General features: G+C 63.8%; 25 protein-coding genes. 20 read left to right on the top strand and 5 right to left on the bottom strand.

Going from position 1 to position 25,553, the window contains the following annotated elements:
* Nucleotides 1–47: 47 nt before the first annotated feature.
* The 5 genes from NKH83_RS06910 (at nt 48) to lpdA (ending at nt 7,095) form a co-directional block, all read left to right on the top strand.
* Complete coding sequence (locus tag NKH83_RS06910) at nt 48–3,035, top strand: 2-oxoglutarate dehydrogenase E1 component (protein WP_352479657.1); 2,988 nt, start codon at nt 48–50, stop codon at nt 3,033–3,035.
* A gap of 29 nt (nt 3,036–3,064) precedes the next feature.
* The gene (odhB, locus tag NKH83_RS06905) at nt 3,065–4,366 is read left to right on the top strand and encodes a 2-oxoglutarate dehydrogenase complex dihydrolipoyllysine-residue succinyltransferase (RefSeq protein ID WP_352479656.1); all 1,302 of its coding nucleotides are present in this window, start codon (nt 3,065–3,067) and stop codon (nt 4,364–4,366) included.
* A 96-nt stretch (nt 4,367–4,462) separates the two neighbouring features.
* Complete coding sequence (locus tag NKH83_RS06900; protein ID WP_502895552.1) at nt 4,463–4,918, top strand: hypothetical protein; 456 nt, start codon at nt 4,463–4,465, stop codon at nt 4,916–4,918.
* Nucleotides 4,915–5,670: an SDR family oxidoreductase gene (locus NKH83_RS06895; RefSeq protein ID WP_352479654.1), complete on the top strand. Its 756-nt coding sequence runs from the start codon at nt 4,915–4,917 to the stop codon at nt 5,668–5,670. The genes NKH83_RS06900 and NKH83_RS06895 overlap by 4 nt, the downstream gene beginning before the upstream one ends.
* A gap of 18 nt (nt 5,671–5,688) precedes the next feature.
* Entirely contained in the window at nt 5,689–7,095 is a 1,407-nt protein-coding gene (lpdA, locus tag NKH83_RS06890) for a dihydrolipoyl dehydrogenase (RefSeq protein WP_352479653.1), read from the top strand.
* Nucleotides 7,096–7,853: 758 nt separating this feature from the next.
* On the opposite strand, the gene NKH83_RS06885 is transcribed toward lpdA, so the two are convergent.
* Both NKH83_RS06885 and NKH83_RS06880 read right to left on the bottom strand, forming a co-directional pair.
* On the bottom strand, nt 7,854–8,921 hold the full coding sequence (locus NKH83_RS06885; protein ID WP_352479652.1) for a TraB/GumN family protein: 1,068 nt from the start codon (nt 8,919–8,921) through the stop codon (nt 7,854–7,856).
* Between the two features lie 86 nt (nt 8,922–9,007).
* Nucleotides 9,008–9,946, bottom strand: coding sequence for a tyrosine recombinase XerC (locus tag NKH83_RS06880; protein WP_352802823.1), 939 nt, complete (start codon nt 9,944–9,946; stop codon nt 9,008–9,010).
* A 115-nt stretch (nt 9,947–10,061) separates the two neighbouring features.
* On the opposite strand from NKH83_RS06880, the gene rimM reads away from it, so the two are divergent.
* Together rimM and trmD are read left to right on the top strand one after the other, a co-directional pair.
* Nucleotides 10,062–10,661 carry a ribosome maturation factor RimM gene (gene rimM / locus NKH83_RS06875; protein ID WP_352802821.1) on the top strand — a complete coding sequence of 200 codons (600 nt, stop codon included), beginning with the start codon at nt 10,062–10,064 and terminating at the stop codon, nt 10,659–10,661.
* On the top strand, nt 10,658–11,356 hold the full coding sequence (gene trmD, locus NKH83_RS06870; protein WP_352802819.1) for a tRNA (guanosine(37)-N1)-methyltransferase TrmD: 699 nt from the start codon (nt 10,658–10,660) through the stop codon (nt 11,354–11,356). Before rimM ends, trmD begins: the two co-directional genes overlap by 4 nt.
* Here trmD and NKH83_RS06865 read toward each other — a convergent pair.
* Nucleotides 11,338–12,090 (bottom strand): sulfite exporter TauE/SafE family protein, encoded by a 753-nt coding sequence (locus NKH83_RS06865; RefSeq protein WP_023679781.1) that lies wholly within the window; start codon nt 12,088–12,090, stop codon nt 11,338–11,340. The genes trmD and NKH83_RS06865 overlap by 19 nt on opposite strands.
* Nucleotides 12,091–12,446: 356 nt before the next feature.
* Between NKH83_RS06865 and rplS the strand changes: the two genes are divergently transcribed.
* The 5 genes from rplS (at nt 12,447) to leuC (ending at nt 17,308) form a co-directional block, all read left to right on the top strand.
* Complete coding sequence (gene rplS / locus NKH83_RS06860) at nt 12,447–12,986, top strand: 50S ribosomal protein L19 (RefSeq protein WP_254817835.1); 540 nt, start codon at nt 12,447–12,449, stop codon at nt 12,984–12,986.
* Between the two features lie 215 nt (nt 12,987–13,201).
* Nucleotides 13,202–13,999, top strand: a complete 798-nt coding sequence (locus tag NKH83_RS06855; protein WP_254817834.1) for a transporter substrate-binding domain-containing protein — start codon at nt 13,202–13,204, stop codon at nt 13,997–13,999.
* A 146-nt stretch (nt 14,000–14,145) separates the two neighbouring features.
* Nucleotides 14,146–14,961 carry an amino acid ABC transporter permease gene (locus tag NKH83_RS06850; protein WP_352479648.1) on the top strand — a complete coding sequence of 272 codons (816 nt, stop codon included), beginning with the start codon at nt 14,146–14,148 and terminating at the stop codon, nt 14,959–14,961.
* 52 nt (nt 14,962–15,013) lie between these two features.
* Entirely contained in the window at nt 15,014–15,649 is a 636-nt protein-coding gene (locus NKH83_RS06845) for a class I SAM-dependent DNA methyltransferase (RefSeq protein ID WP_352802816.1), read from the top strand.
* Nucleotides 15,650–15,898: 249 nt separating this feature from the next.
* Nucleotides 15,899–17,308, top strand: coding sequence for a 3-isopropylmalate dehydratase large subunit (gene leuC, locus NKH83_RS06840; RefSeq protein WP_352802145.1), 1,410 nt, complete (start codon nt 15,899–15,901; stop codon nt 17,306–17,308).
* Nucleotides 17,309–17,368: 60 nt separating this feature from the next.
* Here leuC and NKH83_RS06835 read toward each other — a convergent pair whose 3' ends face one another.
* The gene (locus tag NKH83_RS06835) at nt 17,369–17,680 is read right to left on the bottom strand and encodes a hypothetical protein (RefSeq protein ID WP_352508957.1); all 312 of its coding nucleotides are present in this window, start codon (nt 17,678–17,680) and stop codon (nt 17,369–17,371) included.
* 160 nt (nt 17,681–17,840) lie between these two features.
* On the opposite strand from NKH83_RS06835, the gene NKH83_RS06830 reads away from it, so the two are divergent.
* Together NKH83_RS06830 and NKH83_RS06825 are read left to right on the top strand one after the other, a co-directional pair.
* Nucleotides 17,841–19,037, top strand: a complete 1,197-nt coding sequence (locus tag NKH83_RS06830) for a GGDEF domain-containing protein (RefSeq protein WP_352802144.1) — start codon at nt 17,841–17,843, stop codon at nt 19,035–19,037.
* A gap of 77 nt (nt 19,038–19,114) precedes the next feature.
* Nucleotides 19,115–20,335 (top strand): GGDEF domain-containing protein, encoded by a 1,221-nt coding sequence (locus NKH83_RS06825; protein WP_352802812.1) that lies wholly within the window; start codon nt 19,115–19,117, stop codon nt 20,333–20,335.
* On the opposite strand, the gene NKH83_RS06820 is transcribed toward NKH83_RS06825, so the two are convergent.
* A complete protein-coding gene (locus NKH83_RS06820) occupies nt 20,319–20,678 on the bottom strand; it encodes a hypothetical protein (protein WP_352802810.1) in 360 nt (119 codons plus the stop codon). The genes NKH83_RS06825 and NKH83_RS06820 overlap by 17 nt on opposite strands.
* A gap of 231 nt (nt 20,679–20,909) precedes the next feature.
* Between NKH83_RS06820 and NKH83_RS06815 the strand changes: the two genes are divergently transcribed.
* The 6 genes from NKH83_RS06815 (at nt 20,910) to NKH83_RS06790 (ending at nt 25,411) form a co-directional block, all read left to right on the top strand.
* Nucleotides 20,910–21,290 carry a hypothetical protein gene (locus NKH83_RS06815; protein WP_352802807.1) on the top strand — a complete coding sequence of 127 codons (381 nt, stop codon included), beginning with the start codon at nt 20,910–20,912 and terminating at the stop codon, nt 21,288–21,290.
* A 243-nt stretch (nt 21,291–21,533) separates the two neighbouring features.
* Nucleotides 21,534–21,953, top strand: a complete 420-nt coding sequence (gene sdhC, locus NKH83_RS06810; RefSeq protein ID WP_352802804.1) for a succinate dehydrogenase, cytochrome b556 subunit — start codon at nt 21,534–21,536, stop codon at nt 21,951–21,953.
* A 1-nt stretch (nt 21,954) separates the two neighbouring features.
* Nucleotides 21,955–22,350, top strand: coding sequence for a succinate dehydrogenase, hydrophobic membrane anchor protein (gene sdhD, locus NKH83_RS06805; protein ID WP_352508952.1), 396 nt, complete (start codon nt 21,955–21,957; stop codon nt 22,348–22,350).
* Between the two features lie 3 nt (nt 22,351–22,353).
* The gene (sdhA, locus tag NKH83_RS06800) at nt 22,354–24,192 is read left to right on the top strand and encodes a succinate dehydrogenase flavoprotein subunit (RefSeq protein ID WP_254817824.1); all 1,839 of its coding nucleotides are present in this window, start codon (nt 22,354–22,356) and stop codon (nt 24,190–24,192) included.
* A 2-nt stretch (nt 24,193–24,194) separates the two neighbouring features.
* Complete coding sequence (locus tag NKH83_RS06795) at nt 24,195–24,632, top strand: DUF3052 family protein (protein ID WP_352479734.1); 438 nt, start codon at nt 24,195–24,197, stop codon at nt 24,630–24,632.
* Entirely contained in the window at nt 24,632–25,411 is a 780-nt protein-coding gene (locus NKH83_RS06790) for a succinate dehydrogenase iron-sulfur subunit (RefSeq protein WP_352802133.1), read from the top strand. Before NKH83_RS06795 ends, NKH83_RS06790 begins: the two co-directional genes overlap by 1 nt.
* Nucleotides 25,412–25,553: the final 142 nt, after the last annotated feature.

Below are 25,553 nucleotides of genomic sequence, written 5' to 3'. Positions count from 1 at the left end.
CTCTATTCGCTCTGAAAAGGAGACGGAGCGCGGCTCCGCGGACAAAAATGGCAAGACAAGATCAGGCCAACGACCAGTTTTCGCTTACCTCTTTCCTCTATGGCGGCAATGCCGGTTATATCGACGCGCTTTATGCCGCCTATGAGGACGATCCTGCTTCGGTCGATCCCGAATGGCAGGATTTCTTCGCGGCGCTGAAGGATGACGCCGGCGACGTGCGCAGGAACGCCAAGGGGGCCTCTTGGGCCAAGCCCTCCTGGCCGATGCAGGCCAATGGCGAGCTGGTCTCGGCGCTGGACGGCAATTGGGGCCTGGTCGAAAAGCACATCGAAAAGAAGGTCAAGGACAGGGCAGCCGGCAACGGCGCAGCGCTTTCCGACGCCGACGTGCATCAGGCGACGCGCGATTCCGTCCGCGCCATCATGATGATCCGCGCCTTCCGCATGCGCGGCCACCTGCACGCCAATCTCGATCCGCTTGGCATTGCCAAGCCGCTGGAGGATTATAACGAGCTGTCGCCGGAGAATTACGGCTTCACCGAAGCCGACTACGACCGGCCGATCTTCCTCGACAATGTGCTCGGGCTGGAATTCGGCACCATCCGGCAGATGCTCGATATCCTGACCCGGACCTATTGCTCGACGCTCGGCGTCGAATTCATGCATATTTCCGATCCCGAGGAGAAGGCCTGGATCCAGGCGCGCATCGAGGGCACCGACAAGGAGATCTCCTTCACCGCCGCCGGCAAGAAGGCGATCCTGCAGAAGCTGGTCGAGGCCGAAGGCTTCGAGCAGTTCATCGACGTCAAATACAAGGGCACCAAGCGCTTTGGCCTCGATGGCGGCGAGTCGCTGATCCCGGCGCTGGAGCAGATCATCAAGCGCGGCGGCCAGCTCGGCATGAAAGAGATCGTGCTCGGCATGGCGCATCGCGGCCGGCTGAACGTGCTGTCGCAGGTGATGGCCAAGCCGCACCGCGCCATTTTCCACGAGTTCAAGGGCGGCTCGGCCGCGCCCGACGAGGTCGAAGGCTCGGGCGACGTGAAGTACCATCTCGGTGCCTCGTCGGATCGCGAGTTCGACGGCAACAAGGTGCATCTGTCGCTGACCGCCAATCCCTCGCATCTGGAAATCGTCGATCCGGTGGTGATGGGCAAGGCGCGCGCCAAACAGGACTATCTGTTCGGCCGCAGCCGCGAGGAGATCGTGCCGCTGGAAGAGCGTGCCAAGGTGCTGCCGTTGCTGCTGCATGGCGACGCCGCCTTTGCCGGCCAGGGCGTGATTGCCGAAATCCTCGGCCTGTCCGGCCTGCGCGGCCACCGCGTCGCCGGCACGCTGCATTTCATCATCAACAACCAGATCGGCTTCACCACCAACCCGCGCTTTTCGCGCTCCTCGCCCTATCCGTCCGACGTGGCCAAGATGATCGAGGCGCCGATCTTCCACGTCAACGGCGACGATCCGGAAGCCGTGGTCCATGCGACCAAGGTGGCGATCGAATTCCGCATGAAGTTCCACAAGCCTGTCGTGGTGGACATGTTCTGCTACCGCCGCTTCGGCCACAATGAGGGCGACGAGCCCGCCTTCACCCAGCCGATCATGTATCGCAAGATCCGCAACCAGAAGACGACGGTGCAGATCTATGCCGACCGGCTGATTTCCGAAGGCCACATCACCCAGGCCGAGTTCGAAAAGATGAAGGCCGATTGGCGAGCGCATCTCGAGCAGGAATTCGAAGTCGGCCAACATTACAAGCCGAACAAGGCCGATTGGCTGGACGGCGCATGGTCCGGCCTGCGCTCGGCCGACAACCAGGACGAGCAGCGGCGCGGCAAGACCGCCGTGCCGGTCAAGACGCTGAAGGAGATCGGCAAGAAACTGACCGAGGTGCCGAAGGATTTCGAGGCGCACAAGACGATCATCCGCTTCCTCGACAATCGCCGCCAGGCGATCGAGTCCGGCGAAGGCATCGACTGGTCGACGGCCGAGGCGCTGGCCTTCGGCGCCATCCTGCTCGACGGCAATCCGATCCGGCTGTCCGGACAAGATTCTGAGCGCGGCACCTTCTCGCAGCGCCATTCCGTGCTCTACGACCAGCGCGACGAGACACGCTATATCCCGCTCAACAATCTGTCGGCGGCGCAGGCCGGCTTCGAGGTCATCAACTCGATGCTGTCGGAAGAGGCCGTGCTCGGCTTCGAATATGGCTACTCGCTGGCCGAGCCGAAGGCGCTGACGCTGTGGGAAGCGCAGTTCGGCGACTTCGCCAACGGCGCCCAGGTGGTGTTCGACCAGTTCATCTCGTCGGGCGAGCGCAAATGGCTCAGAATGTCGGGCCTCGTCTGCCTGCTGCCGCATGGCTATGAAGGCCAGGGGCCCGAGCATTCGTCGGCCCGGCTCGAGCGCTTCCTGCAGCTTTGCGCCGAAGACAACATGCAGGTCGCCAACGTCACGACGCCGGCCAATTACTTCCACATCTTGCGCCGGCAATTGAAGCGGGACTTCCGTAAGCCGCTGATCCTAATGACGCCGAAGTCGCTGCTGCGCCACAAGCGGGCGGTGTCGACGCTGCCGGAAATGTCGGGCGAAAGCGCCTTTCACCGGCTGTTGTGGGACGACGCGCAGCTGCTGTCAGGCCAGGCCATCAAGCTCACCAAGGATTCGAAAATCCGCCGTGTCGTGCTCTGTTCCGGCAAGGTCTATTACGACCTCTACGAAGAGCGCGAGAAGCGCGGCATCAACGACATCTATTTGCTGCGCGTCGAGCAGCTCTATCCGTTCCCGGCCAAGGCGCTGATCACCGAACTGTCGCGCTTCCGTAATGCCGAGATGGTGTGGTGCCAGGAGGAGCCCAAGAACATGGGCGCCTGGTCGTTCATCGACCCGTATCTCGAATGGGTGCTGGCGCATATCGACGCCAAGCATCAGCGGGTGCGCTATACCGGCCGGCCGGCCGCCGCCTCGCCGGCGACCGGATTGATGTCGAAGCATCTCGCCCAGCTTGCCGCCTTGCTCGACGACGCGCTTGGTGAATAGAACAGAACCGAAAGAAACGGACAGGCACAATGGCAACCGAAATCCGCGTTCCGACACTTGGTGAGTCAGTCACCGAGGCGACCATCGGCAAGTGGTTCAAGAAGGTCGGCGACGCGATCGCCGCCGATGAGCCGCTCGTCGAGCTCGAAACCGACAAGGTGACGGTGGAAGTGCCGGCCGCCGCCGCGGGCACGCTCGCCGAGATCGCCGTCAAGGAAGGCGAGACGGTCGGCGTCGGCGCACTGCTCGGCACGATTTCGGCAGGCGCCGGCGCGGCAGCCAATGCCGCCGCCGCTCCGGCAACGAAGCAGGAGGCGGTGTCGCAGGCCTCGGCTCCGACTGCGGCCTCGAGCGTCAAGCAGGCTGCGGCCGAGACGGCCAAGATTGCCGGCGACGCCGGCGCGATCGAGACGCGCACCATGCCGCCGGCGCCGTCGGCGGCAAAGCTGCTGGCCGAGCACAATCTCGCGGTCGACCAGGTGTCGGGCTCGGGCAAGCGCGGCCAGGTGCTGAAAGGCGACGTGCTCGACCTTATCGCCAGGGGCGCGCCGTCGCAGCCGGCAGAAATGCCCAAGGCCGCGCCTGTACCGGCACCCGTAGCCGCGCGCGCGCCGTCCCCTGCCGACGATGCGTCGCGCGAGGAGCGTGTGCGCATGACCAAGCTGCGCCAGACCATTGCGCGCCGCCTCAAGGAAGCGCAATCGACCGCCGCCATGCTGACCACCTTCAACGAGGTCGACATGAGCGCGGTGATGGCGCTGAGGAGCAAATACAAGGACGTGTTCGAGAAGAAGCACGGCGTGAAGCTCGGCTTCATGGGCTTTTTCACCAAGGCCGTCACCCATGCGCTGAAGGAGATCCCGTCGGTCAATGCCGAGATCGACGGCACCGACATCATCTTCAAGAACTACGCTCATATCGGCGTTGCCGTCGGTACAGAGAAAGGCCTTGTCGTGCCGGTTGTGCGCAATGCTGACCAGATGTCCATCGCCGAAATCGAGAAGGACATCGGCAGGCTGGGGCTTGCGGCGCGCGACGGCAAGCTCTCCGTCGCCGATATGCAAGGCGGCACGTTCACGATTTCCAACGGTGGCGTTTACGGGTCGCTGATGTCGACGCCGATCCTCAATGCGCCGCAGTCCGGCATTCTGGGTATGCACAAGATCCAGGAGCGGCCGGTGGTGGTCGGCGGCCAGATCGTCATCCGGCCGATGATGTATCTGGCGCTGTCCTACGACCACCGCATCGTCGACGGCAAGGAAGCGGTGACCTTCCTGGTGCGGGTCAAGGAAAGCCTGGAGGATCCTGAGCGGCTGGTGCTCGACCTCTAGGGCGCGGCCGACGTGGGCCGGAGCATGGATCTGCGCCGCCGGATGAGTTCGTGTCGTTTCCGGTCCGGTTTGTTTGTCACAATCTGCGCACTCGGCGTGCAGACGGTCTCCGCGGCCCTCGCCGCCTGCCCGCTCGAACTGGCCGTCTATGGCGATCCTGAGAACGCCGCCGAGATCGATTTCAGGCCGACCATGGAGTCGGCTACCGTCACCAATACCTTCAAGATGGTGCTCGACAACGGCGTCGTGCTCGACGGCATCGTCATGTGGACGGAGGGCGTGGCGCGGCCGCACGGCTCGCTGATGTACAAATGCCCGGCCGGCGACGTCACCGGCGACGAGCTCGCCGCCTGCACCGTGTGGGAGGGCGTCATCTACACTGCCGACGACCAGGGCAACATCGCGTTGCTGCCGGGCGAAGCAAAGGATGCGCCGAAGAAGCTGATCTTGCCTGACTTGGGAGCGTCGTTGCAGATGTCGGCTGCCTATGGCGCCAACGGCTTTTCCAGGGTGCCCTGGGACGTCTTTGCCCTGAAGGGATGTCAGGAATGAGCGCGAGCGGAAAGATCCTGCTGGTGACCGGCGGCAGCCGCGGCATTGGCGCCGCTACATGCAGGCTTGCTGCCAAGGCCGGCTATCGCATTGCGGTCAATTACGCGTCGAATGCAAAAGCCGCCGAAACGGTGGTCGCCGACATCGAGGCTGCTGGCGGAGAAGCCTTCACAGTCAAGGCCGATGTCGGCAACGAGACGGACGTATTGGCCATGTTCGAGGCTCTCGACGCCCGTTTCGGTCGGCTCGACGCGCTCGTCAACAATGCCGGCGTGGTCGACCAGAGCGCGCGCGTCGACGAGCTTAGCGCTGCAAGGCTGGAGCGCATGATGCGCATCAATGTGATCGCGCCGATGCTTTGCGCCCGCGAGGCGGTGAAGCGGATGTCGACCAGGCATGGCGGCAAGGGTGGCGCCATCGCCAATGTGTCTTCGATCGCGGCAAGGCTTGGCGGGCCGGGTCAATATGTCGACTACGCCGCCTCGAAGGGCGCGATCGATTCCTTCACCATCGGGCTTGCCCGCGAAGTGGCCGGCGAAGGCATTCGTGTCAACGCGGTCAGCCCGGGCATCATCGACACCGAAATTCATGCCTCCGGCGGTCAGCCGGATCGCGCCGAGAGAATGCGCAAGGTGGTGCCCATGCAGCGCGTCGGAACCGCCGAGGAAGTCGCAGCCGCAATTCTGTGGCTGCTGTCGGACGAGGCGTCCTACACAACAGGCGCCAATCTGGAAATCGGCGGCGGCCGCTAAAGTAAAAGGGACAGTATCATGGCCTATGATGTCGTTATCATCGGATCGGGACCAGGCGGCTATGTCTGCGCCATCAAGGCGGCACAGCTCGGTCTGAAGACGGCGGTGGTCGAAAAGAACCCGACCTTCGGCGGCACCTGCCTCAATATCGGCTGCATCCCGTCAAAGGCGCTGCTGCATGCGACCGAGATGTTTGCCGAGGCCGGCCATTCCTTCGAGGCGCTCGGCGTCGAGATCGGCGCGCCCAAGCTCAACCTTGGGAAGATGATGGCACACAAGGATGCGACGGTGACCGCCAACGTCAATGGCGTCGCCTTCCTGTTCAAGAAAAACAAGATCGACAGTTTTCGTGGCACCGGCAAGGTAGTTGCGGCCGGCAAGGTGTCGGTGACCTCCGATGACGGCAAGGTCGAGGAGATCGAGACCAAGAACATCGTCATCGCCACAGGCTCCGACGTCGCCGGCATTCCCGGCGTCGAGGTCGATTTCGATGAGAAGGTGATCGTCTCGTCGACCGGCGCGCTGTCGCTGGACAAGGTGCCGGGCCATCTGGTGGTGGTCGGCGGTGGTGTCATCGGTCTGGAGCTCGGCTCGGTATGGGCGCGGCTCGGCGCCAAGGTGACCGTGGTCGAGTTCCTCGACACCATCCTGGGCGGCATGGATGGCGAGGTCTCCAAGCAGTTCCAGCGCCTGCTGTCGAAGCAGGGCTTTGAGTTCAGGCTGGGCGCCAAGGTGACCGGCGTCGCCAAGGCCAGGAAGGGGGTGACGGTTACCTTCGAGCCGGTCAAGGGCGGAGCAGCCGAGACGATCGAGGCGGACGCGGTGCTGATTGCGACGGGACGACGGGCCTATTCGGACGCTCTCGGGCTGAAGGAGACCGGCGTCGACGTTGATGAGCGCGGCCGGGTCAAGACCGACGGCCATCTCAGGACCAACGTGCCTGGCATCTATGCCATCGGCGATGTCATCGCCGGGCCGATGCTTGCACACAAGGCCGAGGACGAGGGCGTGGCGGTGGCCGAAACCATCGCCGGCCAGGCCGGGCATGTGAACTATGACGTGATTCCGAGCGTCGTCTACACCACGCCGGAAATCGCCTCGGTCGGCAAGACCGAAGAAGAATTGAAGAAGGCCGGCATCGACTACAAGGCCGGAAAATTCCCCTTCAGCGCCAATGGACGGGCGCGCGCCATGCTGCACACCGACGGCTTTGTGAAAATCCTGGCCGACAAGGCCAGCGACCGTGTGCTCGGCGTCCACATCGTCGGCTTCGGCGCCGGCGAGATGATCCACGAGGCGGCCGTGCTGATGGAATTTGGCGGCTCGTCGGAAGACCTGGCCCGCACCTGTCACGCCCATCCGACAATGTCGGAAGCGGTAAAGGAGGCGGCATTGGCGACGTTCTTCAAGCCGATCCATATCTGAGCAAACGCGGTGAATCGCAAACCTTAGAGATTGGCTGAAACGTCCAAAGCCCTCGACGGCTGCTCCCAAAAACAAAACGGCCCGCTTTTTCAGCGGGCCGTTCATATATCAAATCAGCAGTTTGATCACTGAGCCGGGGCAGGTGCTGGTGCCGGGGCCGGGGCCGGGGCCGGGGCTGGCGCAGGGGCCGGAGCGGGTGCAGGCTCTGCCGGAGCGGGAGCCGGAGCCGGTGTTGCCGGAGCTGGCGCAGGAGCCGGTTCGGCTGGTTTCATCGGCTCGGCGGGCGCTGGGGCCGGAGCTGGTGTGCTGGCTGCGGGCGGTTCGGCAGGCGCAGGTGCCTCGCTACGTCTTCCAAAAACATAATAGGCGACAATTGCCAGGATAACGACGACCAGGGCAATCAGCCAGCCGCTGCCGCCGCCGCTTGGCCGCGCGGAGCCCGGCGAGGTGAATGGGTCGTTCGGATTGGGTGTGTTCGCCATAAAAGTGTCCTCCGTGGATGAAAAACATCAAGTAATAGCCATCAACGTACAATCGTTGAATCGGTTTCACATTAGGCGTTGAAAACGCCGAAAACAGGGCAATTCTGATCCGGAATCGCTTGCAGGCATGCATTTCCACCGCAAAATGGGTTCGGTCGAGCCAAAGCGAACCTTTTTCAGTTTCTTGACACGAAGCGCTGCCGGTCCGCCGTCGCGCCGCGAGTAGGGGTTGACCCAGGCGTGGCGATGATTCGGTGTGCAACTCCGCCGTGTTGTTCAGTTGACGGCAGTCACAGTATAGCCGGTCTTGCGGAAACCCTCGACCAAGCCTTGCGCTCCGGGAAGGTGCATGGCGCCGACCGCCATGAAGACATTGCCGTGGGCGAGGATCGGCGCTGCACGATCAACCATCACCCTGTTGCGGCTGGTGATCATGGTCTGCTCGAATTCGGCGTAACCCGATTGGTCGTCGACCTGTTCGGGGACGACAGCCCGAAACAGCGGTACGTACATGCCAGTGTCGCCACGGCGGTAAAGCACGATCATGGTTTCGTTGACGTCGTTCACCTTGTCGCCAAGCTTCAGCGTATCGACGAGCCCCTTCAGGTGAAAGGCGATCGGCAGCGAAGCCATGGCGCGCAGCTGGTCGGCGATTGTCTCGAGCCCCTCGACTGATTTGCCCGCAGCCTCGGCGTCCTTGGCAAGCTTGACGTCGAGCACCGGCGCGCCGCCAGCCTGGCGGGCGACTTCGCATGCTGGTAGCGCCACCATCGCCGACAGCAACCAAGGTTTCATCTTGGCGACGGTCGCTGGCGGGATGCCACGCGCGTCGAGCGCCTTGTCGACCACCGCCGCGTCCTCCGGCGACAGCAGCGACGAAAGCGTCGTCTTGTCGGTGAACATCATCAGATCCGGCTCTTTCAGCAATGCTGCCATCATCTTCTGCTTATCGAGCACTTCGGTGGTTTCGATGATGACGGTGCCAGCTGCATCGAATGCCTTCTGCGCGGCGGGTGGCAGCGTGGTGACGCGCGGGTCGGTAAGGTGCATGGTGCCGAACAGGAAGGACGGTTTTTCGCCCGATTTTTCCAGCTTCCACAGCAAGCCCTTGCCGTTCGGTGTTGCTGCCGCGTCCGCCTCGATCTTGCGGTAGCTAGCCGGGTCGTTCTTTTGCAGCGCGCTCAGCATATCGGTACCGACGCAGACCGGGGCCTCGGCGCGTGCCTTGCCCACGGCGAGTAGCGTGATGATGAGGAAGGAGAGGAAAAACAGGGCGTTGAGCGCGACGAGCAGCTTCAGCGACACTTGGGTCGCGCGGTCGGCGATGGCGATGAGGCGTTTCATGCTGCGCTTGTAGGCGCAAAAAGCGGCAAAACGGTTAATCAGCGCATCAAAATTGTTGCGAGATCGTCACCGATTCCGAGCGTCCATCACGCACGAGGATGAGCTGCTTCGTAAATCTCGAGCAGCCTCGCGGTGTCGACGCCGGTGTATATCTGGGTTGTCGACAGGCTGGCGTGGCCGAGCAACTCCTGGATGGTGCGCAGGTCGCCGCCGCGCCCAAGCAGATGCGTGGCGAAGGAATGGCGCAGCGCATGCGGCGTCGCCGTGTCGGGCAGGTTGAGCGCCGAGCGCAGCTTGGCCATGTCGCGCTGGACGATCGCCGGGTTGAGCGGGCCGCCGCGGGCACCGCGAAACAGCAGGCCCTTGGGATCGAGATGCCAGGGACAGAGGCGACGGTATTCGGCAATCGCCCGCAGCGCCACCGGCAGCACGGGCACCAGCCGGGTCTTGCCGCCCTTGCCGGTGACGCGCAGCACGGTCTCACCAGGTGAGGACAGATCGGCGCCCGACAGGCCGAGCGCCTCGGAGATCCGCAAGCCGGACCCATAGAGCAGAGTCAGCACGGCGGCGTTGCGCGCGGCAATCCACGGCTCCTCCGCCAGTTGGCCTTCCACCGAGACGACGTGTTTTGCATCGCTTGCGGTCAGCGGCTTGGGGAGCGATTTCGGCTGCCGCGGCGCGCGCAAGGCTGCCGCACCTGCCGCATTGGCGAGGCCGCGCCGTTCCAGGAAACGCAGCAGCGAGCGGATGCCGGCCAGCCCGCGCCCGAGCGTGCGGGCGCCGGCGCCCTCGGCACGCCGGGCAGCGAGAAAGCCGCGCAGATCGGCTGGGCGCAGATCGGCGATGACTGAAATACCAGGCGAGCCGCCGCAATGGCCGGTCAGGAAATGCAGGAACTGGCGCGTGTCGCGCTCATAGGCCTCGACGGTTTCGGGCGACAGCCGGCGTTCGCGCGCCAGCATCTTCAGCCAGGCCTCGCGCGCCGCCTGAAGATCGGGTTTTGCCGGTATGAGGAATTCCTGCATTGCGCTCTTCCAGTTCCCCGCCATCTTCCGGCATGCGGGTTAGGAAGCGGTGAAGAGCGGCATCATTGAAATGACGATGGGCTGGGGTTAGAGCAAGGCAAAGGATTTTCCGCAGATGAGCAAACCGCAAAACCCCGTCCAGATGGCCGTAATCGGTGCCGCGCACGGCATCAAGGGCGAATTGCGCGTCAAGAGCTTTACCGGCGACCCGCTGGCGCTGGCCGATTACGGTCCGCTCTACGCCAGGGATGGCCGCGCCTTCCAGATCGTCGACATCAGGCCTGCCAACACCGTCGTGGTGGTGCGCTTCAAAGGCGTCAACGATCGCAATGCCGCCGAGGCGCTTGCCGGCACCGAATTGTTCGTCGACCGTTCGGTGTTGCCTGATGAGGGCGAAGAGGACGAATTCTACCACACCGATCTCGTCGGGCTGGAGGTCAAGGACGACACCGGTGCCATTATCGGCAAGGTCGTCGCCGTGCATAATTTTGGCGGCGGCGACATTCTCGACGTGACGCTGGCGGGGCGCAAAGGCGTGCTTATCCCGTTCACGCAGGCCGCTGTTCCGGAAGTGTCGATCGCCGGCGGCTTTGTCCGCATCGATCCGGCTGCGGCAGGGTTGGTCGAGGACGAGGACGGAGAATCTGCCGAGCGCGACAGCTTCGACCCCAAGGGCCGGCCGCGCGGGCCGAGGGACGCCGGAGGCAATCGGTGAGTTTTTCTGCTTCGGTGCTGACGCTCTATCCCGAGATGTTTCCCGGCGCGCTTGGCCTGTCGCTGGCCGGCCGCGCGCTCGACACCGGCATTTGGTCGCTCGAAGCGATCCAGATCCGCGACTTTGCCCGCGATCGTCACCGGACCGTGGACGACACGCCGGCCGGCGGCGGCGCCGGCATGGTGATGCGGGCAGACGTGCTGGCCAGCGCTATCGACCATGCCTCGCCGGCAGGCGATCCACGTCCGCGCCTGCTGATGAGCCCTCGCGGCAAGCCGCTGACACAGCGCCGTGTGCGTGAGCTCGCCGCCGGGCCGGGTGCGGTGATCGTCTGCGGCCGCTTCGAAGGCGTCGACCAGCGGGTCATCGAATCGCGAGGCCTCGAGGAAGTCTCGATCGGCGATTTCATCCTGTCCGGCGGCGAGCCGGCGGCACTCGTGCTGCTCGACGCCGTGGTGCGCCTGCTGCCCGGCGTGATGGGCAATGCGGTATCGGGCGAGGAAGAGAGCTTTGAAAACGGCCTGCTCGAACATCCGCATTATACGCGGCCGCAGGAATTCGAGGGCCGGCCGATTCCCGAAGTGTTGATTTCGGGCAATCACAGCAAGATCGCGGCGTGGCGGCGGGCCGAAGCGGAGAGGCTGACGAAGGAGCGACGGCCGGATCTTTTAGCCGCTCAGCCCTTATCGAAATAGTAGAAGGCCAGGAACAGGCCGACGGCAATGACGAAGCCGCGCACCGCGTTCTGCGGCACGCGCCTGGCGATCCAGACGCCGGCATAGCCGCCGAGCGCGCCACCCGGGATCATGATGATCGCCTGCAGCCAGGCGATGACGCCGCCAGAGACGAAGACCAGGATGGCGACCGCAGCGATGACCACGGCCAGCATGTTCTTCAGCGCGTTCAGCCGGTGATAGTCGCCGGACTGGGTGAGACCGAGCGTCGCCAGCATCATGACGCCCATGCCGGCGCCGAAGAAGCCGCCATAGACGGCGGTGGCGAACTGCGCCAGCGACCCGACCAGCGAACCCACGGCGGCTTCATGCTCCGGCTTGGGCGCCGGCTTCAGCCATGGTCCGGCAGCGAACAACGCCGTTGCAGCCAGCAGCAGCCACGGCACCAAGGCGCGGAACGACGGGTTGTCGAGCCCTAAAAGGATGAGCGCGCCAGACAGCGCACCGAGAGCCGAAATGAGGCTGAGCAGCAGTGCGCCGCGCCAGAAATGCTTGATGTCGTGCCAATAGGCCAGCGTCGAGGTGATATAGCCAGGAAATTGCGTCACCGACGATGTCGCATTGGCGACGATCGGCGGCAGGCCGGCCAGGGTCATGGCGCCAAAGGTTATGAACGTGCCGCCGCCGGCAACGGCGTTGACCGCGCCTGATAGAAAGCCGGCGAGAAAGAGCAGGACCGCGTCCAAGATTGGCATGAGGGGTGTCGTCGCTGGAGGAAAAATGCTTATCTTCCGGCTTAGAAAGCTTGACGCGCGGGCGCAACCCCCTGGACCACAAGGGATCACGGGATTGCCACAGCGGCGCCAGCCAAAAAGAAGCAGCGCCAAAAAAGAGCCAGCGAAGGCGTGACAAAGCGCCGAAATAGCTGTATGTGCGCGCCGAACCGGAAGAAAATTCTCCCGGACCCGTCAACAGTGACGGTGTAGTCGCCCCTGCCCGATGTTCTCGAACAGAAGTTCTCGAACGAAGGGCATAGCCGAGCGGTCGATGCGACTGCAAGGCGAGTGTCGGACGCTCTGACTGTCGGAAGAACAAGAAGTGGATTACTGAGATGGACATCCTCCGTCAGCTCGAGGCCGAGCAGGCCGCCAAGATCGAAGCCAAGCGCAAGCTCCCCGAATTCCAGCCCGGCGATACCGTGCGCGTTCAGGTTCGCGTGACCGAAGGCACCCGCACCCGGGTCCAGGCCTATGAGGGCGTCGTCATCGCCCGCGCCGGTGCCGGCTTCCAGGAAAATTTCACCGTCCGCAAGATCTCCTACGGCGAAGGCGTGGAGCGGGTGTTCCCGGTCTATTCGCCGATGGTCGAGGGCGTCGAGATCGTGCGCCGTGGCAAGGTGCGTCGCGCCAAGCTGTACTATCTGCGTGACCGTCGCGGCAAGTCGGCCCGTATTTCGGAAAACACCGGCGTGCGCGCCCGCAAGCTCAACGATGAAGAGCGCGATGCGCTGAACGCCGAGAAGGCGCGCATCGAGGCCGAGAAGGTGGCCGCCGCGCAGGCGCTGGCCGCCGAGAAGGCCGCGCAGGACGCCGCCGAGAAGAAGGCCGCCGACGAGGCCGCCAAGGCTGCGGAAGCAGCTGCCGCCGAATAAGGCGTCGTCAAAACCCATGGTTTCGGAAAGGCGGCTTCGGCCGCCTTTTTGTTGTGCGAGGTGGATTCGATTTGCCGGTCCTCATCGGAAACTCATTTTCGTGCCGAGCGGCGTATCGGAGCGGCTTGCAAGGCGCCTGCGGAAAGCTAAAGTCGGCGCCGGATTTCCTGCATGCCTCGGTCGATCGAGGCGGTTCAGTTCTTGGGGAGCGTGTTATGACCAAATCGAAACTGCTGCTGGCCGGCCTGCTGGCTTGCCTTCTCGTGCCCATCGCGGCCCTGGCGCAGGCGCTGCCCGATCTTGGCGGCAGGAAAGTGGTGGTGGTGACCGAAAACGCCTATCCGCCGCTGCAGTTTATCGATGCCAAGACCGGTAAGCAGATCGGTTGGGAATATGACGCGATGAACGAGATCGCCAAACGGCTGAACTTCAAGGTCGAGTATCAGAACACCTCGTGGGACGCGATGATCCAGGCGGTTTCCGACAACCAATACAACATCGGCATGACCGGCATCACCATCAAGGACGACCGCAAGCAGAAGGTCGATTTCTCCGATCCCTATATGCGCTCGGAACAGTTCATGCTGGTGCGCGGCGACGAGAAACGCTTCACCGATGCCAAGACGTTCGCTGCCTTCAAGGACGGGCTGATCGGTGCGCAGGCCGGCACCACGCCGTTCTACACCGCCGTCTACAGCGTGCTCGACGGCAATGAGCAGAACCCGCGCATAAAGCTGTTCGAGACATTCGGCGCGACGGTGCAGGCGCTGAAGGCCGGCGACGTCGATGTCGTGCTCACCGACGGCACTGCCGGCAAGGGCTATGTCGATGCGTCCAATGGCGGGCTGAAGCTGATCGGCGGGCCGCTCGGCACCGAGGATTTCGGCTTCATCTTCCCCAAGGGCTCCGACCTGGTGAAGCCGGTCAACGCGGCGATCGCCGCGCTCAAGGCCGACGGCACGCTCGACGCGCTCAACAAGAAGTGGTTCCTCGACTACAAGATGGGGCAGTAGGCCCGCTTGTTGCGCGCATTTCATGACGATTGTGCGCGGGAACTCGCGCTGACTCTGCGCTCGTACACCCCCCTCTGGCCTACCGGCCATCTCCCCCGCAAGGGGGGAGATCGGATTTCGCATCGGTCTGTCACCGGTACCGCTTGATGCCGTCGCCGCCTCTCGCCTCGGCCAAATCCGACTTCCCGTGGTGGCTTGCCGTGGCTGTGGCGATCGCCTTGGCCGCCGCCGTCTTCATCGTTGCCAGCGACCTCTATGCCCAGGTCTTCGTAACCGTCGCCAAGGGCATCGGCGTCACCATCTTCGTCACCGTGGTCGCCTTCGCGCTGGCTTGCGCGATCGGGCTCGGCGTCGCGCTGATGGGCCTGTCGGGCTCACGCTGGCTCAGCCAGATCGCCCGCTTCTACGTCGAGATCATCCGCGGCGTACCGATGCTGGTGCTGTTGTTCTGGATCGCCTTTGCCGGCGCGCCGGCCTTCGTCGCGGCGTGGAACGCGCTGACGGCGCCGCTGCAAAGCGCCGGCCTCTTCGGTGAACTGCTGGTACGCGACGTCTCGCTTTTATGGCGCGCCGTCATGGCGCTGACCATCGGCTATTCCGCCTTCATCTCGGAGGTGTTCCGCGCCGGCATCCAGGCGGTCGAGAAGGGCCAGATCGAGGCGGCGAAGGCGCTTGGGCTGACGCGCACGCAGCGCTTCCGGCTGGTCGTCTTTCCGCAGGCGATCCGCACCATCCTGCCGCCGCTCGGCAATGATTTCGTCGCCATGGTCAAGGATTCCTCGCTGGTCTCGGTGCTCGGCGTCGCTGACATCACCCAGATGGGCAAGATCTACGCCGCCGGCTCGTTCCGCTTCTTCGAAACCTATTCGATCGTCGCCTATATCTATCTCATCCTGACCGTCGGCCTGTCGCTGGCCATGCGGGCGCTGGAGAAGCGGCTGCGCCACCAGCACGGGGAATAGAAGGCAGGCGAAAACGGCGCTATCATCGAGCGGACGCGACCGGGGAGGACCCATGATCATCGACAAGGCCAATGCGGCGCTTGAAGCGGTCTACACGGCCGACACGCCTGAGGCGCTCGCCAAGGCCTATGCGCAATGGGCCGCGACCTATGACGGCGAAACCGCGGCGCTCGGCTATCTCCTGCCGTTCCTGATCACCGCCTGGGTGGCGCGCTACGTGCCGCCGGGCGAAGGGCCGCTGCTCGACGCCGGCTGCGGCACCGGCCTGTCGGGGCCGTCGCTCAAGGCGCTCGGCTACCACGACATTGCCGGGCTCGACCTGTCGCAGGACATGCTGAAAGTCGCCGGCAGCCGGCAGGCCTACAGCGAGCTGAAACAGGCGATGCTCGGCGGGCCATTGCCCTGGCCGGACGGATATTTCCGCGCCTTTTTCTCGACCGGCGTGTTCACCATCAGCCACGCGCCGGCGTCGGGCCTGCATGAGCTGGTGCGCATCACCCGGAAGGGCGGCCACGCCATCTTTACGGTCCGTGACCAGGTGTTTGAAAGCAGCGGGTTCAAGGCCGTGTTTGGCGAACTGGAGCAGGCGAGAAAATGGCGGCCGGTCGAGGAGAGCCCATGGTTCCGCTGCTACGCGATCGCCGAGCCCGACGCGCTGGTGAAGACGTTTGTGTTCGAGGTGCTGTGAAGCGCCTGCGAAGGCAGACGCGATTGCTGAAAAGCCAAAACATTGATATGAGCAGCGCCATGGAAGAGCTTTTTGGCGACCCGGCCTATAAAGGTTTCGTGCTGCAGGACAGGAAACGCCTGCCGTCGCGATTTTCCGCGCGCGTCTGCGGGGCGCTGACCAGCCGACTTCGCTAGGGCGGACTCGCCAGGCTGTTTCGCCGGGCCGACCGGCGTCCTTTTCCCTTTTTAAATCGACGGATTTACGCACATGAGCGCACCGCGCACCCTCTACGACAAGATTTTCGACGACCATGTCGTCGACCGCCAGGACGACGGCACCTGCCTGCTCTATATCGACCGCCACCTCGTCCACGAAGTCACCAGCCCGCAGGCCTTCGAAGGCCTGCGCATGACCGCCCGCAAGGTTCGGCATCCGGAAAAGACGCTGGCTGTCGTCGACCACAACGTGTCGACCTCGCCGGAGCGAAAGTTCGGCATCAAGAACGAGGAAAGCCGCATCCAGGTCGAAGCGCTGGCCAAAAACGCCAAGGATTTCGGTATCGAATATTATTCCGAGAAGGATATCCGCCAGGGCATCGTCCACATCATCGGTCCCGAGCAGGGCTTCACGCTGCCCGGCATGACCATCGTCTGCGGCGACAGCCATACCTCGACGCATGGCGCGTTCGGGGCGCTGGCGCACGGCATCGGCACCTCGGAAGTCGAGCATGTGCTGGCGACGCAGACGCTGATCCAGCGCAAGGCCAAGAACATGCTGGTGCGCGTCGACGGCGCACTGCCGGAAGGCGTCACCGCCAAGGACATAATCCTCGCCATCATCGGCGAGATCGGCACAGCCGGCGGCACCGGCTATGTCATCGAATATGCCGGCGAGGCAATCCGTGCGCTGTCGATGGAAGGCCGCATGACGATCTGCAACATGTCGATCGAAGCCGGCGCGCGCGCCGGCCTGATCGCGCCGGACGAGACCACCTTCGCCTATGTCAAGGACAAGCCGCGCGCCCCCAAGGGCGAAGCCTGGGATGCCGCGCTCGCCTATTGGAAGACGCTGCAGTCCGACGAAGGCGCGCATTTCGACAAGGTCGTCGTGCTCGACGCGGCAAAGCTGCCGCCGATCGTCTCCTGGGGCTCCTCGCCCGAAGACGTTGTCTCGGTGCAAGGCATCGTGCCGAACCCGGACGACATCACCGATGAGAACAAGCGCACGTCCAAGCAGCGTGCACTCGACTATATGGGCCTGACACCGGGCACCAAGATCACGGATATCGAACTTGACCGCGTCTTCATCGGCTCATGCACCAATGGCCGCATCGAGGATCTGCGCGCCGCCGCCAAGGTGATCGAAGGCAAGAAGGTCAACCCGCGGGTCAGCGCGATGATCGTGCCGGGCTCCGGCCTGGTCAAGGAACAGGCCGAGGCCGAAGGCCTCGACAAGATCTTTGTCGCGGCCGGCTTCGACTGGCGCGAGCCGGGCTGCTCGATGTGCCTTGCCATGAACGACGACCGGCTGAAGCCGCATGAGCGCTGCGCCTCAACCTCGAACCGCAATTTCGAAGGGCGTCAAGGCTTCAAGGGCCGCACCCATCTGGTGTCGCCGGCAATGGCGGCGGCGGCGGCAATTGCCGGCCATTTCGTCGACATCCGCGAGTGGAAATAGCGCAGGGCGCGCCCTGTCGGATATGAGAATGCCCGAGCCGCAATGCGGTTCGGGCATTCTTCAGCCGGGCCGCCTGACGAATTCGTGAAATCCCTCACGTCGGCCGGGTTGGTCCTTTGCAACGACCAGCGCCAGTTGGCGCTCATCGAAGAGTTTGAACCATTCATCCCATTCGACCAGTTCATAGCCGCCGGCATTGACCGGACGTTCGGGCTCATCCTGGTCCTGATAGGCATGCTGGCCGAAGACCAGCCTCAGCATGGGCTGCGTTCCGGCTTCGGGCGACACGTCGACGATCGCCGGAAAGCCGGCGCGCGCCGCCGCCCATGAGCGAATTGCATCGTGATCGGTCAGCATGATCGTGTCGGCCATCGGAGCGTCTCCTGGTTGCCGTCGTGAAACGCCGCTCGCCGTTCGCGGTTCCGCCCAGCGGCTGCGTCGACGCACCTGTCGTATATTCGCTTTCGCTTAACCGCTTGTTTGGGCTTCCGCTCTAACGTCTCCTGAGGGAAGCGAGGGGAAATTACAGCGCTTGGACACCGGCCTGCTCATAGCGCTGCTCAATCCAGGCATCGCCCTCACACTCGGCACTGCATTTCTCGTGCTGTGGTTCTATCAGCGTCACCGTCCCTATCTGGCCGTACTGGCGGCGGGCTACTCGGCCTCGGCCGCAGGCTTCCTGCTCCAGTATTTCACGCTGCCTGTCGGTATGGCGCCCACCAAGCTCATCTCGATCCTGTGCTTCACCTTTGCCACTTGCTGTCTCGCCGGCGCGGTCATTGCGCGCTATGGGCGGCGCGTGCCTTACACGGCGGTCGGCATTCTGGCCTGCGGCGGACTGGCCGCGTTCTCGTGGTTTCTTTTTGCCCGGCCGGATCTCACCTGGCGCATCCTTGCCATCAATTTCAGCTTCGGCGGCATCAGCCTGGTTGTTGCCGCCGAGTTGCGCGCGGTGCGCAACAACGGCCCGACAGAAATGGTCCTGTTCGTGCTGTCGCTGCTTTCCGGCATGAACTTCCTGGCGCGGACCCTTGCCGTCGTCATCGCGCATGGGCCGTTCACCAGCTATGAAGGGCTTTACACCTCGTCCTATTGGACGACGGCGCTGCTGTCGCATGCATTGCTGTCGCTGCTTATCGCACTTTGCCTGTTCGGCGCCGCCGCGCTCGATGTGACGAAGGCCCTGAAGACCGAAACCCTGACAGACCCGCTGTCGGGCCTGCTCAACCGCCGCGGCTTCGAGGAGCGCGCCACGCTGGTGCTGCAGCACTGTGCCACGGCGCGATTGCCGGTTACGCTGGTGCTGGCCGATCTCGATCATTTCAAGGCACTCAACGATCAGCATGGCCACGCGGCCGGCGATCGCGTCATCGTCGATTTCGCCGCCAAGCTTCTGTCGGCTGCAGGTTCGCGCGGCGTTGCCGGCCGCGTCGGCGGCGAAGAGTTCGCCGTGCTGCTGCCGCTCAGCGACCTTGGCGCGGCAAGACTGTATGCCGAAACCATTCGCACGCTCTATTCGGCGGGCCGAATCGACGGGCTTCCGCCCGAGACAAGAGTGACCGCGAGCTTCGGCGTGGCCGCCCGCACCAGCGACGAAGGGCTGGACCCGCTGATGCGCCGCGCCGACGAAGCGCTCTACAAAGCCAAGAGGAATGGCCGCGACAGCGTGTGCCTGTCCTATCAGCGGCCTGAAACGGTCGTCCTTCCCAATCGGACCAGTGCTGGCTGAGCATCAGCGGCGGCTTCGAATTAACGTCTTTTTCGCGCGTTGGTGATCTGCTGTTCCGGGGGGAGTGCCAAAACGCCATGGGCAGCGCCAATTTCATCCTGCTGATCAACCTGTTCGTTGCCGGGCTGCTGGCGGCGGCCTTCATGACGATCGCGGTCTATGACGCCGGCCGGGTGTCGGCGCGCTGGCTAGCGTTGGGCTATGTGCTCGGCATGGCTTATTTCGCGATCGAGTTCAGCATTCCTGCCTTCGACAATGCGCGCCCCGTAGTTGTTACCGCCTTTGCCGCTTTCCTTGCTGCTACCATCGCCTTCAATGGCGGGCTTGCCCATAAATACCGCGTTTCGCCGCCTTGGCCGCCGATGCTGCTCTTCCTGGTCTTCGCCACCCTCGCGGTCTACTTCGTGCAGGACCTGCCACGCCAATCCTTTGTGCGAATGGCGGCCTACCAGCTTCCCTATGCGGCCATGCAATTCACCGGGCTGGCGATCGTCTTGTCGTCCAGGCAAAGACGCGAGCGGCTCGACTATATGCTGATGGCTGTCCTGGCGGCCAGCACCTTGCAATTCGCCAGCAAACCTTTCATCGCCCATGCGCTTGGGGGCTGGGGCGCCAACCCGCAATCTTATGCGCAGACCAGCTATGCGTTGGTGTCGCAGTCTGTCGGCACCGTGTTCGGCCTGGCGCTTGCGCTGATGACATTGGCTATCCTGGTCCGCGACGTGCTCGCCGAGGCGACGTCGAAATCGGAAACCGACACGCTTTCGCGGCTGCTCAACCGTGGCGGCTTCGAGCGCCATGCCGAGATCGCACTGCGTGACGCCATGCGGCGCGCCGTTCCAGCGGCACTGGTCATTGCCGATCTCGACCATTTCAAGCGCATCAACGATACTTACGGCCACGCGTCGGGCGATCGGGTCATCGAGGCCTTTGCCGGTTTTCTCCGCGATGCCGCGGCCGACCATCATGTCGCCGGACGCATCGGCGGCGAGGAATTCGCTATTTTTCTGCCGGGGACCAATCTAGCCGCCGCCCGGCTCTTTGCCGAGGGCACGCGCAGCGCCTTCGGTGCCACGCCGATCGACTGCCTGCCCGCGAATCACCGCTGCAGCGCCAGCTTCGGCGTTGCCGAGCTTGGTCCGGGCGAAAGCTTTTCCGACCTGCTGCGGCGCGCCGACAAAGCGCTCTATCAGGCGAAGGGCAGCGGCCGCGATTGCGTGCGTGTCTCGGTGGGGCCGGCTGTTGCCCTGCCGGCGCCGTCAACCAAGGGCGGCGTGGCCGTCAGCGGCAGGGGCTGAGCTCCGGCATCTCGCCGTCGGAGAGGCCGTACATATAGCTGCGGCCCTTGACGAAAACCGGTGGCCTGTAGCAGTCGCCGCCGCGGACATCGTCCGATTCGTTTTCGTAGATCACGTCGGGCTGGCCGGCGCCGGTGTAGTCGGACAATTCCTTGGCCAGCTTGCCTTCACCGACGAGGATACGCTTGTAGCCGGCGGCGCTGTCGATGACCAGATTGCCGAAGGAATCGGCATAGACGCGGTCATGATGGCGCGTCCCGGCGAATGCCGGTGCGACGACGCCGACGGCGAGCGCCGCCAATAGGAACCAGGGAAGGCGCGATCCTGCTGAATTCGAATGCATGGCGTGCTGCTCCATTGCTGAGAGGCAAGCCTCCTCGAATCAGAAATTAACCTTTTATTAACCTTTGTTAAGAGGGCAACCGCAGTCGGGGCGAGGTCTCGGAAAATATGGTTAATACCCGATCGCCCGCCGGCCATCATTCGGCCATGCCTTGTTCCCACGATCGCCGGCATCGGGCGCGACTCAAAAAACATGAAAATCCGGGGGGCTCGATGCGCGGGGGAAAGCAGCATGAGATTACACCGCAGGTTTCCGGTGGCGCTGGCCATTCCGCCGCTACTGGCGGCCGCCGCCTGCGCGCCGCAGACCAGCGCGCCCAAGCTTGGCAATACGGCCGCCGCTTCCGTGTCGCTTGCTCCCGCCGCCAGCGAACCGACGGCACCGCAGCCGCGCATTGCTACTTACAACTGCGCCGACGGTAGCGTGATGACCATCGAGAACCTTGGCACGTCGGTGCGCGTGCTCGGCCAGGACGGCACCAGTGCCGAGCTGCCGGCCTCACCGGCCAATCAGACCAGCCGTTACGGCGAGGCGCATGACGCAATCGTGATCGACGGGCGTGACGCGCTGGTGATGAAGGGCGGTGCCTCACCGCTGGCCTGCAAGCGCTGATCCGCCCCTTTGTGGCAGCCATATTTTGCAGTGCAGCGACATTGTGCCGGCTCAAGGCGATAGTCCTAATCGATTGAAGCTGAAAACGCCGCTTTCATCAGACTAAATTACGTTTTCGAAACGGTTTTCCGGCTTTGACGCGGTGCAAAAAGAGCATTAGAAACCGGCTGTCCGAAGTCGCAACCGGAAGCGGCAATGCCGCATTCCCACCTGAGGCTCCAGAGACGCCGAACTGGGGGAGCCATGAGCAAATCACCAGCCACCCGCGAATTTGCCAGACGTGAACGGCCGCTTTCGCCGCACCTGACCGTCTATCGGCCGCCGATCACCATGACGATGTCGATCGTCCACCGCATCACCGGCGGGGCGCTCTATTTCGGCACGCTGCTGGTCGCGCTGTGGCTGATGGCGGCGGCGAGTTCGGAGGCGACCTTCAATGCCGTCAACTGGGCCTTCGGCTCGTGGCTGGGACGGCTGGTGCTGTTGGGCTACAGCTGGGCGCTGATGCACCACATGCTGGGCGGTGTGCGCCATCTGATCTGGGACACTGGGGCAGGGCTGGAAAAGCATACCGCGTCGAGGATCGCCTGGGCGACGCTGGCCGGCTCGGTCACGCTGACGCTGCTGATCTGGATCGCCGGCTACATGGCGCGGGGAGCCTGACATGAGCGGCAAAAACACCGACATGCGCACGCCGCTGGCCAAGGTCCGCGGCCTCGGTTCCGCCCGCGAGGGCACCGGCCATTTCTGGCGCCAGCGGCTGACGGCGATCTCCAACATCCCGCTGGTCCTGTTCTTCGTCGGCTTCCTGATCGCACTCAACGGCGCCAGCTATATCGAGGTGCGCGCCGCACTTGCCAATCCGTTCGTGGCACTGGTGCTGGCGCTGGTGCTGCTGTCGGTGCTCTACCACATGCGGCTCGGCATGCAGGCAATCATCGAAGACTATGTGCATGGCGAAGGCGCCAGGCTGGCGCTGCTCGCCCTCAACACATTCTTTCCCGTAGTCGTCGGCGTCGCTTCGGTCTTCGCCCTGCTTAAACTGGCATTTGGAGGCTGAGTTTTGGCCAAGGACGCGAAGAACGCCAACACGGCTTCCGCCTATAGCTATGTCGACCACAAATTCGACGTCGTGGTCGTCGGCGCCGGCGGCGCCGGCCTGCGGGCCACGCTTGGCATGGCCGAGCAGGGCCTGCGCACCGCCTGCATCACCAAGGTGTTCCCGACGCGCTCGCATACGGTTGCGGCGCAGGGCGGCATTGCCGCCTCGCTCGCCAATATGGGTCCCGACAACTGGCAGTGGCATCTCTTCGATACCGTCAAAGGCTCGGATTGGCTGGGCGACACCGACGCGCAGGAATACATGGTGCGCGAAGCGCCGGCGGCAGTCTACGAGCTCGAGCATTACGGCGTTCCCTTCAGCCGCACCGAGGACGGGAAAATCTACCAGCGGCCGTTCGGCGGCATGATGATGAATTTCGGCGAGGGGCCGCCGGTGCAGCGCACCTGCGCGGCCGCCGACCGCACCGGCCACGCCATGCTGCACACGCTCTACGGCCAGTCGCTGAAGCACAATGCGCAGTTCTTCATCGAGTATTTCGCGCTCGACCTGATCATGGAGCCGGACGGCACCTGCACCGGCGTCGTCGCCTGGAACCTCGACGACGGCACCATCCACCGCTTTTCGGCGAAAATGGTGGTGCTGGCGACCGGCGGCTATGGCCGCGCTTATTTCTCGGCCACCTCGGCGCATACCTGCACCGGCGATGGCGGCGGCATGGCCGCACGCGCAGGGCTGCCGCTGCAGGACATGGAATTCGTGCAGTTCCACCCGACGGGCATCTACGGCGCCGGCTGCCTGATCACCGAGGGCGCGCGCGGTGAGGGCGGCTATCTCGTCAATTCCGAGGGCGAGCGCTTCATGGAACGCTACGCGCCGTCAGCCAAGGATCTGGCTTCGCGCGACGTGGTCTCGCGCTGTATGACGCTGGAGATCAGGGAGGGCCGCGGCGTCGGCCCGAAGAAGGATCATATCTTCCTGCACCTCGACCATCTCGACCCGGCCGTTCTGCACGAGAGGCTCCCGGGTATTTCGGAATCGGCAAAGATCTTTGCCGGCGTCGACCTGACCAAGGAGCCGATCCCGGTGCTGCCGACGGTCCATTACAATATGGGCGGCGTGCCGACCAATTACTGGGGCGAAGTGCTCAACCCTACTGCCTTGAACCCGGACCAGGTGTCGCCCGGGCTGATGGCGGTCGGCGAGGCCGGCTGCGCCTCGGTGCACGGCGCCAACCGGCTGGGCTCGAACTCGCTGATCGACCTGGTGGTGTTCGGCCGTGCGGCGGCAATCCGGGCCGGCCAGGTGATCGACCGGACATCGGCGATCCCTTCGCCCAACGAGGCCGCCGTCGAAAAGATCATGGACCGCTTCGACCGGCTGCGTCACGCCAACGGCTCGACGCCGACAGCGGTTTTGCGCGAAAAAATGCAGAAGGCGATGCAGGAGGACGCGGCGGTGTTCCGCACCCAGGAATCGCTGGAAAGCGGCTGCAGGCGCATTTCGCAGCTTTGGGGCGAGCTCAAGGACGTCAAGGTGTTTGACCGCTCGATGATCTGGAACTCCGACCTGGTCGAGACGCTGGAGCTGGAAAATCTGATGGCCAACGCCATCACCACCGTCTACGGCGCCGAGGCGCGCAAGGAAAGCCGCGGCGCGCACGCGCGGGAGGACTTTTCGGCCCGCGACGACGCCAACTGGCGCAAGCATACGCTGGCCCGGCTCAACGAGGCCGGCGAGGTGGCGCTCAGCTACCGGCCGGTGCACACCGAGACGCTGCTCAAGGAGGCAGATGGCGGCATCAATCCGGCCAAGATTGCGCCGAAGGCCAGGGTGTATTGATGGTGGCGCTGGCGGTTGCAGGATATTCCGGCACGCCCCTTCCGGCCAAGCTCGGCCTGAAGGACGGGATGATTGCCGCCTTCATCGCCTTGCCGCCTGAACTCGACGATCTGGCCGAGGCCGTCGATTTCGCCCATGTCGACCGGCTGGCCGACTGGTCGAAGATTTCAAATGCTGCATTGAAATACGATGCCGTTCACGCCTTCACCAGACAGCGTGCAGAGATCGAGGACCGTCTCGCCGATGTCGAAGCGGCGATCAAGCGCGACGGCATGGTCTGGGTGTCTTGGCCGAAAAAGGCGTCGAAAGTGCCGACCGACGTCACCGAGGACGTTATCCGCGCCGAGGCGCTGAAGCTCGACCTCGTCGACGTCAAGGTCGCCGCCGTGAACGAGATCTGGTCCGGGCTGAAGCTCGTCATCCGAAAGGACCTGAGGTAATGGTCGAACTGACGCTTCCGAAAAACTCGAAGATCATGGCCGGAAAAACCTGGCCGAAGCCGGAGGGTGCCACCAATCTGCGCGAATACCGCATCTACCGCTGGTCGCCGGACGATGACGAGAACCCGCGCATGGATACATATTTCGTCGACATGGACGATTGCGGGCCGATGGTGCTCGACGCGCTGCTCTGGATCAAGAACAAGATCGACCCGACGCTGACGCTGCGCCGCTCCTGCCGCGAAGGCATTTGCGGGTCCTGCGCCATGAACATCGACGGGTCGAACACGCTCGCCTGCACCAAGGGCTGCGACGACATTTCCGGCGCGGTCAAGGTCTATCCGCTGCCGCACATGCAAGTGGTCAAGGACCTGGTGCCCGACCTCACCAATTTCTACGCCCAACACGCCTCGATCGAGCCGTGGCTGAAGACGGTGTCGCCCGAGCCGGCCAAGGAATGGCTGCAAAGCCATGAGGACCGCGAAAAGCTCGACGGGCTCTACGAGTGCATATTGTGCGCCTGCTGCTCGACCTCCTGCCCGAGCTACTGGTGGAACGGCGATCGCTATCTCGGCCCGGCGACGCTGCTGCAGGCCTATCGCTGGCTGATCGATTCCAGGGACGAGGCGACGGGCGAGCGGCTCGACAATCTCGAAGACCCGTTCCGGCTCTATCGCTGCCACACGATCATGAACTGCGCCCAGACCTGCCCCAAGGGGCTCAATCCGGCCAAGGCGATCGCCGAGATCAAGAAGATGATGGTGGAGCGACGGGTATAAGGGGGCGGGCGGCTTTGCCGATCGTGTTGTCCGTAGCGATCCTTCGCGCCCCCCTCTATCCTGCCGGACATCTCCCCGCAAGGGGGGAGATTGGCCGTCATCTTGGCTTTCGCTAATCTCCACCATTGCAAGAATGGACGCA

This window comes from Mesorhizobium sp. M0909, from assembly GCF_040319515.1.
GTDB lineage: Bacteria > Pseudomonadota > Alphaproteobacteria > Rhizobiales > Rhizobiaceae > Mesorhizobium.
This window is presented reverse-complemented; position numbering and strand designations above follow the sequence as displayed.